General features: G+C 54.2%; 14 protein-coding genes. 4 read left to right on the top strand and 10 right to left on the bottom strand.

Going from position 1 to position 16,193, the window contains the following annotated elements:
- Both WC529_09010 and WC529_09005 read left to right on the top strand, forming a co-directional pair.
- Positions 1-844, top strand: an 844-nt coding sequence (locus WC529_09010; protein ID MFA5114408.1) for a hypothetical protein, incomplete at its 5' end; no start/stop codon positions are given.
- A gap of 39 nt (positions 845-883) precedes the next feature.
- Positions 884-1,690, top strand: coding sequence for a class I SAM-dependent methyltransferase (locus tag WC529_09005; protein MFA5114407.1), 807 nt, complete (start codon positions 884-886; stop codon positions 1,688-1,690).
- Here the strand turns inward: WC529_09005 and amrS are convergent.
- Genes amrS through WC529_08980 form a run of 5 tightly spaced genes read right to left on the bottom strand, consistent with a single transcriptional unit; the run spans position 1,687 to position 7,650 of the window.
- Positions 1,687-2,703: an AmmeMemoRadiSam system radical SAM enzyme gene (gene amrS / locus WC529_09000; protein ID MFA5114406.1), complete on the bottom strand. Its 1,017-nt coding sequence runs from the start codon at positions 2,701-2,703 to the stop codon at positions 1,687-1,689. The two genes, WC529_09005 and amrS, sit on opposite strands and share 4 nt — an antisense overlap.
- A complete protein-coding gene (hisS, locus tag WC529_08995; protein MFA5114405.1) occupies positions 2,700-4,043 on the bottom strand; it encodes a histidine--tRNA ligase in 1,344 nt (447 codons plus the stop codon). The genes amrS and hisS overlap by 4 nt, the downstream gene beginning before the upstream one ends.
- A gap of 8 nt (positions 4,044-4,051) precedes the next feature.
- Positions 4,052-4,924 (bottom strand): amidohydrolase family protein, encoded by an 873-nt coding sequence (locus WC529_08990; protein MFA5114404.1) that lies wholly within the window; start codon positions 4,922-4,924, stop codon positions 4,052-4,054.
- Positions 4,921-6,120 carry an 8-amino-7-oxononanoate synthase gene (bioF, locus tag WC529_08985; protein ID MFA5114403.1) on the bottom strand — a complete coding sequence of 400 codons (1,200 nt, stop codon included), beginning with the start codon at positions 6,118-6,120 and terminating at the stop codon, positions 4,921-4,923. Before bioF ends, WC529_08990 begins: the two co-directional genes overlap by 4 nt.
- Positions 6,121-6,123: 3 nt before the next feature.
- Positions 6,124-7,650: a hypothetical protein gene (locus WC529_08980; GenBank protein ID MFA5114402.1), complete on the bottom strand. Its 1,527-nt coding sequence runs from the start codon at positions 7,648-7,650 to the stop codon at positions 6,124-6,126.
- Between the two features lie 203 nt (positions 7,651-7,853).
- Between WC529_08980 and WC529_08975 the strand changes: the two genes are divergently transcribed.
- Positions 7,854-11,591 carry an ATP-binding protein gene (locus WC529_08975; GenBank protein MFA5114401.1) on the top strand — a complete coding sequence of 1,246 codons (3,738 nt, stop codon included), beginning with the start codon at positions 7,854-7,856 and terminating at the stop codon, positions 11,589-11,591.
- A 7-nt stretch (positions 11,592-11,598) separates the two neighbouring features.
- Here WC529_08975 and thiS read toward each other — a convergent pair whose 3' ends face one another.
- The 3 genes from thiS to WC529_08960 are packed head-to-tail and all read right to left on the bottom strand — an operon-like array spanning position 11,599 to position 13,555.
- Entirely contained in the window at positions 11,599-11,802 is a 204-nt protein-coding gene (gene thiS / locus WC529_08970) for a sulfur carrier protein ThiS (protein ID MFA5114400.1), read from the bottom strand.
- Entirely contained in the window at positions 11,799-12,797 is a 999-nt protein-coding gene (gene thiH / locus WC529_08965) for a 2-iminoacetate synthase ThiH (GenBank protein MFA5114399.1), read from the bottom strand. Before thiH ends, thiS begins: the two co-directional genes overlap by 4 nt.
- Positions 12,794-13,555, bottom strand: coding sequence for a thiazole synthase (locus WC529_08960; GenBank protein ID MFA5114398.1), 762 nt, complete (start codon positions 13,553-13,555; stop codon positions 12,794-12,796). Before WC529_08960 ends, thiH begins: the two co-directional genes overlap by 4 nt.
- Positions 13,556-13,659: 104 nt before the next feature.
- Between WC529_08960 and WC529_08955 the strand changes: the two genes are divergently transcribed.
- A complete protein-coding gene (locus WC529_08955; GenBank protein MFA5114397.1) occupies positions 13,660-15,069 on the top strand; it encodes an acetylxylan esterase in 1,410 nt (469 codons plus the stop codon).
- Here the strand turns inward: WC529_08955 and WC529_08950 are convergent.
- Both WC529_08950 and WC529_08945 read right to left on the bottom strand, forming a co-directional pair.
- On the bottom strand, positions 14,995-15,891 hold the full coding sequence (locus tag WC529_08950) for a radical SAM protein (GenBank protein MFA5114396.1): 897 nt from the start codon (positions 15,889-15,891) through the stop codon (positions 14,995-14,997). The two genes, WC529_08955 and WC529_08950, sit on opposite strands and share 75 nt — an antisense overlap.
- A 29-nt stretch (positions 15,892-15,920) precedes the next feature.
- Positions 15,921-16,193, bottom strand: a 273-nt coding sequence (locus WC529_08945; GenBank protein MFA5114395.1) for a hypothetical protein, incomplete at its 5' end; no start/stop codon positions are given.

Genomic DNA, 16,193 nt, shown 5'->3' with positions numbered 1-16,193 from the left:
AAAAGAGCTTTACCTCGCCCTTGGCCTTAGCCTTGGCCTTTTCCTGCCGGTCCTGATCTGGAACAGCCAGCTTAACTGGCTCTCGTTCACTTTTCACGGCGCTAAAGTCGGAAGCGAAGCCTGGGGAACCAACACTCTCGCTTTTATCGGCGACCAGCTGGTCCATTTCACCCCATTCCTTATCTTCACGTTGGTCCCGGTCTTCGGCTACGCCTTGAAGAAGAACGATTACTCACGCTTGCTTTTCGCTTTCTCTTTTCCGGTCTTGCTCGTTTTCTTCCTCCTTTCCTTCAAGGTCAAGGTCTGGGCCCACTGGCCGTCGATCGGCTACCTGGCCGCTTTGCCTTTGACCGTTGCCTATCTCGATGAATCTGGCAAATCATTGAAAAAGTTTACTCTTTGGATCAGCTTGTTCACCGTGTTGATCATGGCCATTCTTCTCTTTGTGTCGCCGGGGGTCCTGCTCCACCAAAAGGATTACGCCAGGAACAAGGAGCTCGCCGCCGCCCTGCCGGGAGAGAAGGTCTTTGCCCGGACCAACGTCTCTTCATCCTTGCTTGAGTTTTACCTGGGGCGCCAGACTTACATGGCGACCGGTTTTCTCAAGCCAGGCCCGCTCTGGGGAGAGAAACAATATGAACTTTGGGGGGTCCCTAACCTGAAAAAAGGGGAAACCGTCGTTTACTACGGGGAAGAGACCAAAGAATTCAAAACGGCGGCGGAACAAATATTCGCCAAAGTCACGGAATTAAAAGGCTTAAAACTTTATTTGATCGAGGATTACATCACCAATAACTATAAGTTCTTCCGCCTGTCGGGCTTTAAGGGGTCGGGACACCCCTAAACGACTGAAATAACCGCCGGTTTTTCACGATAATACTGCATGAAAGTCCAAAGAATCAATTACGGGCCGGAACTTTGCCGGCCAGCTTTTGCCGCGGCGATAAAGGACCTCCAAACCTTTCGTCCGAAAGAATTCTGCCGGGAAACGGCCGATCGGATCGCTCAAGCGCAAGGCTTTCCTTCATCTTCAGCCCTAAAAATATATCATGACGACAAGCTCTCGATCATTAGAGAAATGATCACGGAAGAACAGTCAGACATAGTTAAGCAATTAACTCAAGCGCAGATAATGCTGCAGTTGGCTGCTCCAACAAATTATGATTTTTCTTTCCAGTCTTTTGGCCCGATTGAAATGGCCCGGCGGCTGGTCTTTCAGGACCAAAAACCTATCGGCATCCAACTAGCCAGCAACTGGGGATTTTATCCCTTGTTTTTAAAGGGGGCACTCGGCTTGACTGGTTTTTTCGGTCTTGATAGCGACCCTTACGCCGTAACCTACGCCCAGAAAATCGGCGCGCCGGTAAAAGAGGCCGATGCCAGAGCGCTTCCTTTTCCTGATGGTTCTCTTGATTTAATTGTCAGTTCCCACTTCCTGGATCATAGCTATATCAGTTTGATCGACCGCCTCAATCATTTACGCGAAAAATACACTGAAGATTTTCAAACTACCGTCAAGCGTGAAATCATTCGGGCTTTAAAACCCGGAGGCTGGTTTTTAACCCAGACCGAATTTCTCTCCGAGGCCGATTTAACCAGATCCTGGCTGGGAAGCATTTCGCGATTGGCAACTTTCAACATTGGAGAAGAGATCGAGTTCGACAATCTTTACGCCGCGCAAAAAGGCTAGCGCCAAACCCCAGCGATCGGCCGAGCGCATTTCGGACAAACCCCCTCGCCGTCGATCAAATTCGAGAGGACCAGAAAACCGGCCCGGGTGATCAGCGGCTGACCGCACTGCGGACAATAGGTATCTTCCGCCCCCTGAACCGGCAAATTGCCGGTATAAACGTATTTCAACCCCGCGGCCAGCCCGATCTCGCGCGCCCGGCGCAAGGTCGCTTCCGGCGTCGGCGGCTTATCGAGCATCTTATAAGTCGGGAAAAAAGCGGAAAGATGCCAGGGGGTCTCCTCCCCTAGTTCATTCTTAATGAAAGCGGCCAGCTCTTTTAGCTCCTGGTCGGAATCGTTCAAACCGGGAATGAGCAAGGTCGTGATCTCAACCCAGATCCGGAGCTTTTTCATGAGCCTTAAAGTGTCCAGAACCGGCGTTAATCGTCCGCCGCAGATCTTTTTATAATAATCGTCGCGGAACGATTTGAGATCGACATTGGCGGCGTCAAGATACGGGGCGATCAGCTCTATTGGGGCCGGATTAGTAAAACCGTTGGTGACAAAAATATTGCGGATCCCCTTGGCCTTCGCCAGCCTGGCGCAGTCGTAGGCAAACTCAAAAAAGATCGTCGGCTCGGTATAGGTGTAAGAAATGCTCTGGCACCCTTGCGCCACCGCGGTCGCGACCACTTCTTCGGGCGATGTTTCCTGGCCGACGATCGGCTTTTTTTCGCGCGGCGCCTGGGAGATCCCGTAATTCTGGCAGAAATCACAGCGGAAGTTACAGCCTACCGTGGCGACCGAACAAGAAGTTGAGCCGGGAAGAAAATGGAAAAGCGGTTTTTTTTCGATCGGGTCGACCTGGGCGGAAATTATTTTGCCGTAGACCAAGCTGTAAAGGATTCCCTGGCGGTTTTCCCTGACGCCGCAAACTCCCCGCCCCCCTTGAACGATCAGGCAATTATGAGGGCAGAGTTCGCACTGGACCTTCTGGGCTTCTAGCTTTTTATAGAATAAAGCTTCTTTCATTCATCGCAACTGTCGCCGCAACTGCATCCGCCGCCGCATCCGCCGCCGCATCCGCCGCAAGATGATTCTTCCTTTACCCCTTCCAAACCAAAAGGCTGGTATAAAACATTTTCAAAAGTGACTTCGCGTTCTTCCGAAGTCTCCATGTTCTTCAAAACAGCCGCCCCTTTGGCAACTTCATCGTCGCCGATGATGTAAACATATTGGCTTTTAAGCCGGTCGGCCGCTTTCATCTGCGCCTTAAGCGATTTGCCGGTGTAATCCATGTCCGAAGGTATCCCAAGTTCCCGCCCTTTGTTCAAGAGGTCAAAGGCGACTTTCTTGGCCGGTTCGCCGATCGTCGCGAAATAAAGGAGCAAACCACGGGAATCGTGCCCCGCTAATTTTGCCTGCTTCAGAACTTCAACCACCCTTTCCAGTCCAATGGCAAAACCAATTGCCGGGGTCGCCTTTCCCCCCAGCTCTTCCACTAAATTATCGTATCGGCCACCGCCGCAAACGGCGTTCTGGGAACCGAGTTGGCTGGAAACGACTTCAAAAGCGGTCTTGGTATAGTAATCCAGCCCGCGGACGAGCCGGTCATTGATTTGATATTTAACTTTGGCGTTATCTAGATAACTGAGGAGTTTCTTAAAGTGGAGGTCACACTCTTCGCAAAGATGCTGGGCCGAGGCCGGAGCGTTGGCCAAAAAGGGCTGACAACTTGGTTCTTTGCAGTCGAGGATCCGGAGCGGGTTGCTCTCCAGGCGTTCCCGGCAGTCGGCGCACATCTCGCCGATCTTCGGCCGGAAATAATCCTGGACCGCCTGCCGGTAACCAGGTTGGCATTTTTTACAGCCGACCGAATTGAGGTCGACCCGCAGTTCTTTTAAGCCGAACGAATCAAAAAGCTTCACCGCCATGACGATCACTTCGGCGTCGAGGAGCGGATCGGCCGAACCAAACACTTCCACCCCCGCCTGATGGAACTGGCGCTGGCGCCCGGCTTGCGGACGTTCGTAGCGGAACATCGGACCGATATAAAAAAGCTTGGTGAAGCTGTCGGGCGCGATCAGGTTGTTTTCCAGCCCCGCCCGGACGACCGCGGCGGTCGCTTCCGGCCGCAGGGTCAGGCTCCGCCCTTTGCGGTCCTCAAAGGTATACATCTCTTTTTTGACGATGTCGGTCGTGCTGCCGATCGAACGAGCAAAAAGATCGGTCGACTCGAAAACCGGGGTCCGGATCTCCTGGTAATTATAGAGGAAGAAGATATCGCGGCAATTATCTTCGATAAATTGCCAGAGGCCGACTTCAACCGGTAAAATGTCCTTGGTCCCTCGGGGAGCGGTATATTTAGCCATGATTTAAATTATAACATAAATAATCGTTCGGCATTCTGATGAAGGAGCCGTTCCCGCCGAAGATCATTGCCGCCAACCGCCCGTTCGATGATCTTTAGTGGGGTCGCTTGCAGGCTGTAAGGCCAATCCGACCCGTACATTAATCGCTCGTCCCCCAACCGGTCGATCGCCGCTTTGACGATCCCCAGCGGCTGCCAGCTCAGGTCGCAAGAGACGTTCTCATGCTTCGCGACCAATTCCATCAGGCGATACGGCTGGTAAAAGCCGAGGTGGGCAAAAACAAACTGGACTTTGGGGAACGATTCGATGATCCGCCGATAATTATCGACAAAGCCAAACTCGCTTTGCCAGAGCGCTCCCCAGCCGACATGGAGTAAGACCGGCAGGGCCAGTCCAGCCGCTTCTTCGATCAGTTCCAGCAAAGCCGGATCGGCCGGATGGACTTTCTGGATGACCGGGTGGATCTTGAGCCCTTTGCACCCCCGCGCGACATAATCGGCCAGCTTCCGCTTTTTCTCCGGGTCCCGGGGATGGACCGAACAGAAAGGGATCAGTTCAGCGCAATCTTCGCATAGCGCCAGGACGCTCTCCGTCGTCACAAATGGTTCGATCGGCAGGATTACCGCTTTATCCACTCCCGCCAGTTTCAAGGAATCGAGCAGGTTCGGCAGGTTAGCGAAGCGAGTCGTCCCTTTAGCCGAGTCAACGATCAGCGGCTTAAACAAATAATTTAACCGGCCTAAATAAATATTGCCAAACCCCAGCCGCTCATAAAGGTTAGCTTTGTTGGGATGGCGGCTCCCCTCGTCCCGCGTCGCCATAGGGACATCTCCGGGAAAACCATAGATATTCCCCAAATGGACGTGGGTATCAATGATCATCGCAAACCGAGTTCCCGCCCAGTCTCCCCCAGGATTTCGAGCGCCCGGTCGATCTGTTCCGCGGTGTGGGTTGCCATAACGGTACAGCGTAAGCGGCTTTGGCCCTGCGGGACGGCCGGCCAGCGGACGCAAGGGAGAAAGATCCCCTGGTCGAACAAACGGTCGGCCATTTTGATCGCTTTTTCTTCCCCGCCGATCGCGATCGGAATGATCTGCGTTTCGCTCCCTAAAGTATCAAAGCCGAGCCGTTTCAGGCCGGCTTTCATCCGGTCGACATTGACCCACAACGCCCGGCGGAGCTCCGGCCGGGAGCGGATCGCTTTAGCGGCCGCGATCAAACCGGCCGCCGTCCCCGGTGGGAGAGCGGAAGAAAAAATATAGGAACGGGCCCTGATCCGGAGAAAATCAACCAGGGCCACCGACCCGGCGATAAAACCACCGACCCCGCCGAGCGATTTACTGCAGGTCCCCATCACGACGTCAACCTGGCCGCGCAAATTAAAGTGTTCGATCGTCCCGCCGCCGTTTTCCCCCAGCGTCCCGGTCGCGTGGGCGTCGTCGACCATGACCATCGCTTGGTATTTTTTCGCCAGGGCCACGATCCCCGGCAAAGGGGCAATATCCCCATCCATACTGAAGACCCCATCGGTCACGATCAGCTTCCGCTTTTTCTGGTTCTCCCCCAGGATCTTTTCCAGGTCGGCCAAGTCCTTGTGGCGGTAGATCGCCCGGGGTGTTTTGGTCAACCGGCAAGCGTCGATAATGCTGGCGTGGTTTAACTGGTCGCTGACGATCAGGCTGTTTTCCGGCTTGATCGACGGCAAGCCGGGGAAATCGATCCCCTCCATCAACATTGGGATCACCCCGGTGTTCGCCATGTAACCGGTCATAAAAGTAATGACCGCCTCAACCCCTTTTAAGCCGGCCAGCTCCGCTTCCAGCTCTTCCTGCAGTTCGATATTTCCGGAGATCAGGCGGGAGCCGCCGCAGCTGGTCCCGTATTTTTTCGTCCCTTCGATCGAGGCGGCGATCACGCCGGGATCGGTCGCCAGGCCCAAATAATTATTGGAACAGAACGAAAGAACTTCTCGCCCATCAACCGTTACCAGCGGCCGGGCGGCCGAAGAGACCTTTCGGATCCTGGGATAGAGGCCCAATGCCCTAATTTTTTCCAGCAACTTTTCGATATAATCCATTTTTTACGACCTCACTATTCCACTGTATTTTAATTTATCGCCGGTATTTATCAGCTCGGTTAACGACAGCTTCTCGATCTGGTGCGGCTGAACCTCGCAATAACTATGAAAGACTTCCCGGATCTCTTCCGCCAACTCGTCCGGCCCACCGGTTTCGCTCACGTACTTGACCGACAAACCGTAGTTGTTTTTTCCCACGACGATCTGCGCCTCAACCATTCCCGGTAAATGGAGCAGTTTTTCCCGGAGAGCGACCAGATTAACCTTGTTACCGCTGATCTTTTCCTCATCGAAACCAAGGAGCCGGATCTCGGTCTCCAGGTCAGTAATCCGATTGATATTGTAGAGCCGGATGGTATCCAAGCCGCAATGCGGACAGCGACCGGTCGCGGTCCGCTCAAAATGATCCCCCAGGAAAAAGCCTTCCAGCAGGGTCCCCGCCCCATCAATATTCCAGATCGCGGCGTAGCCCCCCTCGCCTTCAGCGGTAAATTCCCAATCATAAATATAATCCGACTCCGGATCGACCCGCCCAACTTTGACGGTCCTGACGATCGTCGTCAACGGCGCGGTCTGATGGAGCCCCGAACCTTCTTCGCATTCGGCAAAAGAGAGGGCTTTTAATTCCGAAGCGCCATAACCATCGAGAGCGAAAACATCCTTTGCGCCTAAGCCGCGGAACTGTTCTTTGACCTTTTCCCGCTGGACCTCCAGCAGCTTGGTCGCCCCATTCAAAAAAACGACCCGATCGCCGAGCTTGACGTCGGCGGCGCGCGCCTGAGGAAGGAAAGTGTTGGTCAGATATTCGACCATTCCGGAATAAACGTTCGGCGCCGAGGCCTTGGCGATCCCGACCAGCCGTTCCGTTCCCAAGTATCCACCGGATGCGGTGCAAAGATTTAAGTCGGTCCGCAGCTCAGCGCATAAATTGATGATCTGCCAAGCGATATGGGGAGCGTAAGGGAAAAGGTTCATCGCGACCAGGTTCCGGTCATCGTTAAAATGGCGGGTCACGACCAGGTAAGCGGAAATATCGGCCGCGTTCGGCAGCATCGCCGCTTTTTGCCTGGCGGTCAGCAAGACCGGTATTGGCCGGCCCGTTTCCGTACCGCCGGAAAAAGCCGGCATTTTCGGCACAAAGAATTGCCGGACCTCCCGGGTCAACTGATCGCGCCACTGGCGGCGAAAGACCGACAGTATCGCTTTTAATGAAAGGCTGAAAGCCGCGACTTTATCGATTGTTTTCGCGTATTTGAGGTAAGTCAGAAAAACTTCTTCCTTTTTCCCTTCCGGCCTGACCAGGAAGTCCCGGCTACGGTCCAGAAAAAGACGCTTCTTTATTAAAGGAAGACCGAGTTTTTTCCAATCTTCGACCCGGGATATTTTTTTGGGATCGACCTGATGACGGCTGAACAATTCACGATAGATCGCGGTCTGGGGCAGCAAATGACGGGCGGCCGCGGCAAACTTCCGCTCCTGTAATAGGCAGATTTCTTTCCAGCTCAAGCGTTGCAGGTCGGCTAAGGTCAATAATTCTCTCAATATTCCGGCTCCTTCCTCAGCGATCGCTTAAAGTAAATTATACCATCTCTTGATCAGGTATACCCCCTTTTTTCTCAACGACAAATAGATTGAAATTAATGTCAGTAGCTGACGACAAATAGCCAGTATTACCTATGGATAGAACTAATCCAATAACAACATATATCAGACAGTTCCGGCAAATCGGCCAAATGAATGCCGCCCTCCGCCGTTTGGCGTTGAATAATCGCCAGGTCAAGCTCCGCGACCAGGCCGGACTGGAAAGGCCCCTTTCCCCTTCATATTTAAGCCTAACCGGCCTGACCTTGCACCGGGCCGGAGTGCTTAAAGAAGCGGACTTGATCAATCAATATCTGCAAAGCCTGGTCTACTCCCCCACCCCTGGTTCCCGGCCCGCTCTCCCGCCGCATCTCTCGGCCGAAATCCTGGTCAGCCAGCTGCCGATCAGCGAAACCAAATTGATCGCTAAAGAATGGGGCCGGATCGGCGAGATCAAAAAGATCGCCAGGCAATTCGCGCGCCGGGGTTTAGTCCTCGGCCTGTCCGACGAAAAAGGGAATGAATTTGAGTTGCCGACTGACAAAATAAGCTCGGCCACCCTTGCTTTAAAACAAGCGGGCTTACTGACCAGGCTTCGCAATATAGATGTTTTTTTAAGGAGGATCCGTGATACTTACGGCTTAAATCCGGCTCGCGGCTTACCAAATGGCCGATTAAATCTCGCTCGAGCGCTTGAACAGTATGGGGAAAGCGTTAATAAGCTGGGCGAGCGGTCCCCCCAACTGGAACAAACGATCTTTGAAGCGGCAATCGAAAGCAATCTGGAAACCCAGCTGGTTCACGCGCTGCAAGTCAAATACCAAACAATCATGGCCTTCCTTAACAACTTAAGCGACAACATCTCTGAAGCGGCCATGACAATCGTCAACACCGCCCAGGTTTTCTGGCCGGGGGGGAATCCTACCCTCATGCTCTACGAAGAGTTTGAAGGTAAAAGGTACTTGGTCCCAACCGCTGTCGCCCTCCCCAGCACAATCATCAAAGTGGGCCAGCGGATCATCCGGCGAGAATTAGGCGGTTTCCGGATCCCGGTGCATGAAGATAGTCAGAACCCCCATGTTCAGGCCTTTCTGGAGGAAGGACTAAAGGTTAGAAATATCACTTATCCGGAACATGTGGTCGTTTGCACCAGTTTCGTCGGGGTCGAGCCAAGTGACTATGCCGGCAACCGTAAAATGCAAGCCTTCATGGACAGCCTCCAGGTCGCTTGGCCGGGCGAGCGCGACTTGACCAACCAGCGGACCTGCCCGCTACTGACCGTCCCCCTCAAAGTGATCGACCCGATCAGCGGGGACACCAAGAAGATCGGTCTTCTGGCGATCGTTAAAGAAGGGCCTTTCCTGGAGGAAGACCGCCGGCTGGCTGAATTCTTCGCCAATAACGCCGCTCACCGCCTTCAGGACATCATGATCCGGAGAGAGCTCAGGGCGGCGGTCGGCGCGGCCGAAAGTTCGGCCAAGGAAGCCCGAGCTTACGCCCAAAAATTAGAAGAGATGCAGCAACTGCAACTTGATGAAGAACGGCGGCGCGCCATGGAGGTCGTGGCGGCGGTCATGACCCACGACGTTAAAAATATTTTACTGCGGGGAGCGGTCATGAACGAGAACAATCACCGCGCCTTCCGCGACTGTCTAGTCGAACTCGATGTCACGGCACGGGCCCTAAGGTGCGGGATCAGCCCTAAAGCGGAAGAGTTCGACGCGCTCGTCAAACGGGCCGATCAGCTGCGGGCTTCTTTCGAAAACACCCAACAAATGCTCGGCGAAGCCGAGGAAGCGGTCCGGGGGATGCTGCTCCTGGCCAGCCAGGGGAACGGGAGCGTCGCGATAAAAAGTTTTCTGGAAACGATCCTGCCTAATTTCCAGATCATGGCCAAGAAGAAAGGGATCACCCTGGTCGCTAAGCTGGACGGGCTGGAAGGCCGCGACGCCATCGCGATCCCTCAGTTCAAACTTGGAGCGGTCCTTTCCAACCTGATCCTTAACTCAATTGACGCTTTTTCCGGGCTCGATCTCACCCCCAAAACGATCGTTGTCTCCGCCCGGCGTGAAGGGGAAACAGTCAGGATGTCGGTCAAAGATACCGGCTGCGGGATCCCGGACGATTTTCAAAATAAACTATTCCAACCGGGGATGACGACCAAGGGAACGGCCGGGACCGGGTTTGGCTTGGTCCAGGTCGAGCAGGTTATAACTGAAAGCGGCGGCAGGGTCGCCGTTAAAAGCAGCGTTGCCCTGGAAGATCATGGTTCGGAATTTATTTTAACGATCCCCTGGATCGCCAAAAAAGGCCCCACAACGCCGGTCCCGTCCGATCCAACGCAAGCGCTCCTCCAACCCAAAAAGGTCAGGGTTGTCTACGTTGACGATCAGCAAGGGAACCTCGATCATTTCCCGGGCTTTCTCGCCCCACTCGGCATCCCGAAAGAGAATATCGTCACTTACAATGACCCGGCCCAACTGCTGGCCGACTTCCGTGACGGCAAGATCGAACCAACCCTGATCATTTCCGATCAAGACATGGGCCCCTGGCGCGGCGATCAACTTTTACGCCAAATCGTAGCTACCTGCCGGGGCAAGAACATTAACCCGCCGTTTCTGGCAATCTTCAGCGGTGAGGCGCGGCCGGCAACCGAGACCGTTCAGGCTTTGCAAGTCGATAATATCCATTGGATCGTCAAAGGGGCACACCTGGACGCGATCCGCAATACTATGGCCTCGATCATCCAGGGGAATAACGGAGCCGGAATAACTAAACCCTCCGACCCCGCCCCAGCGCCGACCGCATATTTCGCCTACTATCAGCTGGTCGCCCATAAGACCAACAATTACCTGGCCAAGATCTCGCTCTGCCTCGAAACTTATGTCAGGAGTGGTAACCCCGGGTATCTGGCGGCAGCCAATGAACAATTCGCCGAGTTCGGCCGTTATCTCGCCTCATTCCAAACCTTTTACGATCAATTCGCGCCGGCGAACCTGGCCGACAAAAAGATCGAGACGCTCCCACTCCCCGAAGAGATCAGGGAAAATTATTTGCAGTGGGATAATCTGCCGAAAGACGAACGTTATAAACTGGCGGTCATCAGTTCGGTCTATCAGGAAAAGGCAGCCAAGCTCCTGCCGGAACAACACCTGGTCGACCCACTAGTCTTCGCCGCCGTCGCCGCCAATCCTTCCGCCAGGCGGGAAGCGGTCCAGCCGATCGAAGCGCTCCTCCAGCAAATAGCCGATCTCAACCAGGCCTTCCTGCTTGATCCGGCCAGCCGGGACAAAGATAACCTGACCCTGTTCAGTCTCTACCGGAAAGAGATCGAGCCCAAGACCGAGGGCCCTCGCCTCGCCTTTCTCGGTTCCTTTACTCACTATCTTAATAATATTCTTTGCGGCTTTACCGGCACTTTAAGCTTTATTGCCGAAAACGATTATCGCTTTGAAGATGATGATCGCAAGACTCTGGATGAGTACCTTGAAAAATTCAAGCTGATCAGGCAAACGCTCAAAACGATCAGCGAGCAGAATAATGACCAGTTCGATCTGGACCAGTTAACCGTTCTCTTCAATAATCGGCAGAAAGCAACGGAACTGACCGGCAACCTCTCCTCCGAGGATATAGCCGAGATCCGATCGTTAGCCGGTTTTCTGCAAACCGAACTCTTCGGGCTGATCGATCTTAATGGCTTGAGAATGGCGATCTCGCTTTCCATCACCAGCCCGGGAAGTGAAGCAGGAAGAATTATAACCGACCAGGTCTACCAAAGCGTTAGACTATTCAATACGACCCTGGCCGCTCTACGGAACGGCGGACGAAGCAGTCTGCCGCCGGAAACGCTCCGGGTCACCAGCCTTTTCGATCAATTGGCCCCCAATTAAACCGGCGTTAGCCGCCGCCCATCATCCGGATTATCTCAACGACAGCCTGCTCTTTCAGGCTGGTTTTCTGGAACTTATCCCGTTTAACGATCCGGCCGTTAAGCTCGACCGCGCAGGCCCGGGGCGGGACTTTGAATTTCCCGAGCAGATCGGCGATCGACGCGTCGGCCGGTACCTGCCATTCCCGGCCGTTAACAATAATTTTAATCATCCCAGGATCCTCTCCCAATCCTTCCAGACCGGCTCATACCCGGCCGCCCGCAAGGCCGCGACCACCTCTTGCGGGGTCCGTTCATCGGAAATATCAAATTGCTTGCCGCTTTGAGCGTCGAGCGCGTAGCCGCCCGGAGCGGTCTTGGAACCGGCGCTCATCTGGGTCATGCCGAATTGAAAGATCTGGTCGCGGAAAGCGGCCTTTTCCCTGGTCGATAAAGTAAAGCCGATCTCGGGAAAGAGCAACCGCAAAGCGCAGATCAAACGAAGGAAATCAGCGTCGGAAACAGGGTATTTCACCTGATAGTTCGTTTCCGCCGGATTGATCCGGGGAAAACTGATCTGCAGCTGGGTTTGCCAATAATCTTTCAAGAGAGAGGAAACGTGCTCCGCCAGTTTCAACGCTTCTTCGCGCCAGTCATAAAGTCCGAGCAAAAAACCAAGGCCGACTTTTCTCATTCCGGCTTCAGCCGCTCTCGCCGGCGCGCCGTAGCGCCAATCGTAATCCCGTTTCGGCCCGTCCGGATGGACCGCCTGGTACGTCGGGCGATGGTACGTTTCCTGATAGATCGTCAGCCCGTCGACCCCCGCTTCGATCAAAGAGCGGTACTCTTCGGTCTGCATTGGATAGACCTCGATCGAGATCGACGTAAATTTCTTTTTTAATTCGGTAATGATCTGGCGCAGGTAACTGACCGGGGCTTTGCTTGGATATTCTCCGGTCAGGACCAGCAGATGCTCAAAGCCCTCCCGACTGACGCAATCAGCTTCCTGTAACGCTTCTTCTAAAGTTAAGGTCACCCGTTTGATCTTCGAGCGGCGGTTAAAACCGCAGTAGATACAACTGTTAACGCATTCGTTGGAGAGATAAAGCGGGGCGTAAAGTTGGATCGTCCGGCCGAAGTGTTTCAGGGTTTCCCGCCGGGCGGCGACCATTAGGTCCGGAAGCGCGATCTCTCCACGGATGATCCGTTCAAATTCCCGCCGGTTCATAAATGCAAGGGGCTGGAAGCACGGGCAAGAGGACTGCCACCGATCATTCCGGCCAAATAAGCCTGCCGTCCCGCGGCCACCCCCAACTTAAAAGCCGCAGCCATCGCGACCGGGTCATCGGCCGCCGCGATTGCGGTGTTAACCAAAACCGCCGCCGCCCCCATCTCCAGCGCTTCGGCGGCGTGGGCGGGACTCCCCAGACCGGCGTCGACGACCACCGGCACTTTCGCCTGTTGGATTATGATCTCAATGTTCGCCCGGGTCCGTATCCCCTGGGCGGAGCCGATCGGCGAACCAAGCGGCATAACAGTCACGCACCCCGCCTCTTCCAACCGCTTAGCCAGGACCGGATCGGCATTAATATAAGGAAGGACTTTAAACCCTTCCTTCACCAGGATTTCGGCCGCCTTTAAGGTCTCGATCGGATCAGGGAGCAGAAAACGCGGATCAGGGGTTACTTCCAGTTTGACCCAAGTCGGGAGGCCAAAAGCTTTCGCCAATCTTGCCAGCCGGACCGCTTCGTCGGCGCTTCTTGCTCCCGAGGTATTCGGGAGGATCAGGTATTTTTTGGGGTTAATATAACCTAGGATATGATCACGGGGATTTTCCAGGTCGACCCGGCGCAAGGCGACGGTCACGATCTCCGACCCCGAAGCTTCAAGCGCTTTCTTCATCACCTGGGGGGAAGAAAACTTCCCGGTCCCGAGCAGGAGCCGGGATTTAAACTTTTTCTTGGCGATAACCAGCAAATCCTTCATTTCTACAGTATACAAAGAATTGCACCCCTCCGCAACATAAGGTAAAATCAGCTTCCGTGCGCTCTTTCTTATTACTATTGCTGATTTTACTTGCTTGCCCAGCGATGGCTTCCCCGGAAGCGCTGTCGTTTAAAAGTCTATGGCAGCAGACCTCGATCGAAACCGGCGCCAGCTTGATCAAGCAGTACTCGGTGAAGGGGCTCCGGGTCAAAGAAGTCTACTATTCCGGCCGCCCGCAAAGCGGCCAGGCAACCAGGATCTTTGGTTACTATTGTTACCCGGAACATTTCACCCCGCTCCCCGCCCTGCTTATTGCCCACGGCGGCGGCGGCTCGGCCGATATTAACACCGCGCTCCGCTGGGCACGCTATGGTTACGCGGTCCTGGTGATCGACCTCCCGGGCAAAGGAAAACAACGCCGGCGGTCGCGCTCGACCGGCCCCGACATGGACGTCAAGAACTTACTCAACACGGCCGACCCCGCCAGCAATTACTTATTGTTCGCCGTGGCGGCCGCCCGGAACGGGATCGATTTTCTCTCCAAGCAACCGGAAGTCGACCGGAACAAAATCGGGATGATGGGCTTGTCCTGGGGCGGGGTTCTGACCCTCCTGACCAATGGCCAGGAACCTCGGCTAAAAGCGGCGGTCAACGTGTTTGGCGCCGGCTTTATCCCCGAAGGGTGCACCTGGCAAGAGCAGTTCCGGTCAAAAAGCCACCTGGAAAGAGTCCACTGGAACAAACTGCTCGATCCAAGCAATTTTCTGGCCAGCCAACGGTCGCCGATCCTTTTTATTACCGGGACCAACGACCATTGTTATTATCTCCATACTTTCCAGAAAAGTTATGATCGGGTAAAAATGGACAAGCAATTTTACCTGGTCCCGAATCTCCGGCATCAATTCTCGTCGGGGACCGCCGCGGTCGCCCGAACCTGGTTCGATCGCCATTTAAAAGTGAGGAGAAATTTCCCGAAGGTCAATTTGCTTTATGGCTTGGCCCCTGGCGGCGTAACTATCACCGCGGAAGTTAGCAGCGATTATCCAACCAGTAATGTCCGGTTATACTACGCGACCGGGAAGGTCAGCGGTTGGACGCGAAAATCATGGCAAAAGATCACCGGCACCCCGGAAAATAATAAATACACTTTTTTCGTTCCCGGTTCGCTGATCGCGCCGGAGATCGTCTTTTTTGTCAGCGCGGTCGACAATGAATGGGGCGCCAGTTCAACCCTGGCCCGCTCACTCTTCCGGTTAGCTTTAGACAAGAAACAAGTAAGTTACGCGGTGTCGGCCCCGATCTCCCGCCTCTACGACCATCAAGCCCCTTACTTCGTTCTTAGCCGCTATAAAATGCCAAAGCGGTTAAAACTGGCTTACTCAATCAGCGAGGAAGCGTACCGGATCAACCCCCTGCCGGAGCCAAGACAGGCGCGGGGCTTATTGTCCAAATGGTTCTTTTTTCTCAAAGTCAGGCAGGTAAGCCTCATTGCTCCGCGGGTCCTGGATAAATAAATTATCCAGCCCAATCCTCTCGGCATAAGCGACAACCTCATTGTATTCCGCGGCGGTTAGAGAAGTCGCCAATTCGGGAAATTCGGCCGCCCGGTGACGCGGACTATACTGCGCCATCAAGCTAACGAAAAGATCAGGGGAAAGAGCCAAATAATCGAGGACCGCCCGGCTTCCGGCCAGTCCACCGGGCAAAACAAGATGACGAACGATCAACCCCCGCCTCGCTATTCCGTCTTCAGCAAGCGCTAAATCTCCGACTTGCCGGAACATTTCAAAGATTGCCGCCTTGGCGGTCTCAAAATAATTTTTCGCGCCGGAGTATTTCAAAGCGGCCGAGTCGTCGCCGTATTTAAAATCAGGGAGATAAATGTCGACCAAGCCGTCAAGCGCCTCTAAGAGTTCTAAGCTGTCATAGCCGCTGGAGTTCCAAACGACCGGCAGTTTGAGGCCATTGGCTCGAGCTTCCTTCAAGGCTTCAACTATCTGCGGGCCATAATGGGTCGGTGAAACCAAATTGACATTGTGCGCCCCCTGGTTTTGCAGTTGAAGCATAATGCCGGAAAGCTCTTCGCTGCTTACTTCTTGCTGCTTACTTGCCCCCTGACTGATCTGGTAATTCTGGCAAAAAACACAGCGCAAACTGCAGTGGGTAAAAAAGATCGTCCCCGATCCTTTGGCGCCGGAAATGACCGGTTCTTCGCCGTGGTGGAGGCAATAGGAAGAAATTTCAATTTTCGCGCCGGCTCCGCAGAGTCCCCGCTGGCCGGCCAATCGGTCAATCCCGCAGCGATGCCCGCAAAGCTGGCAGTTAGTTAAACTCATTTGCTTAATTATACCCTGAAGCGATCGGGTTAATCCCCTCGGTTGACCAGGTATTTGGAGAAATCCTGATAACCAATGGTCCGATCGATAAATTTCATCAGGTCAAAGTTCACTCCGCCGTAAAAATTATGGGGGTTCTTTTCGTCAGCCGCGGAGATCCGCTCCCAACCCAAATATAAGCCCAGCGGCAAACCGGCAAACAAACCTTTGTCCCAGCGAGCGTCAAAGCCGAGACCGCCACCCCGCAACCGCCGTCCCTCGCCGGCGATCTTCCGCTCACCCGCCGGCACAAGCCCAAAATG

This window comes from Candidatus Margulisiibacteriota bacterium (genome assembly GCA_041650855.1).
Lineage (GTDB): Bacteria > Margulisbacteria > WOR-1 > O2-12-FULL-45-9 > XYB2-FULL-48-7 > JALOPZ01.
The sequence above is the reverse complement of the archived record's forward strand: the minus strand, read 5'-3'. Positions and strand labels throughout refer to the sequence as shown.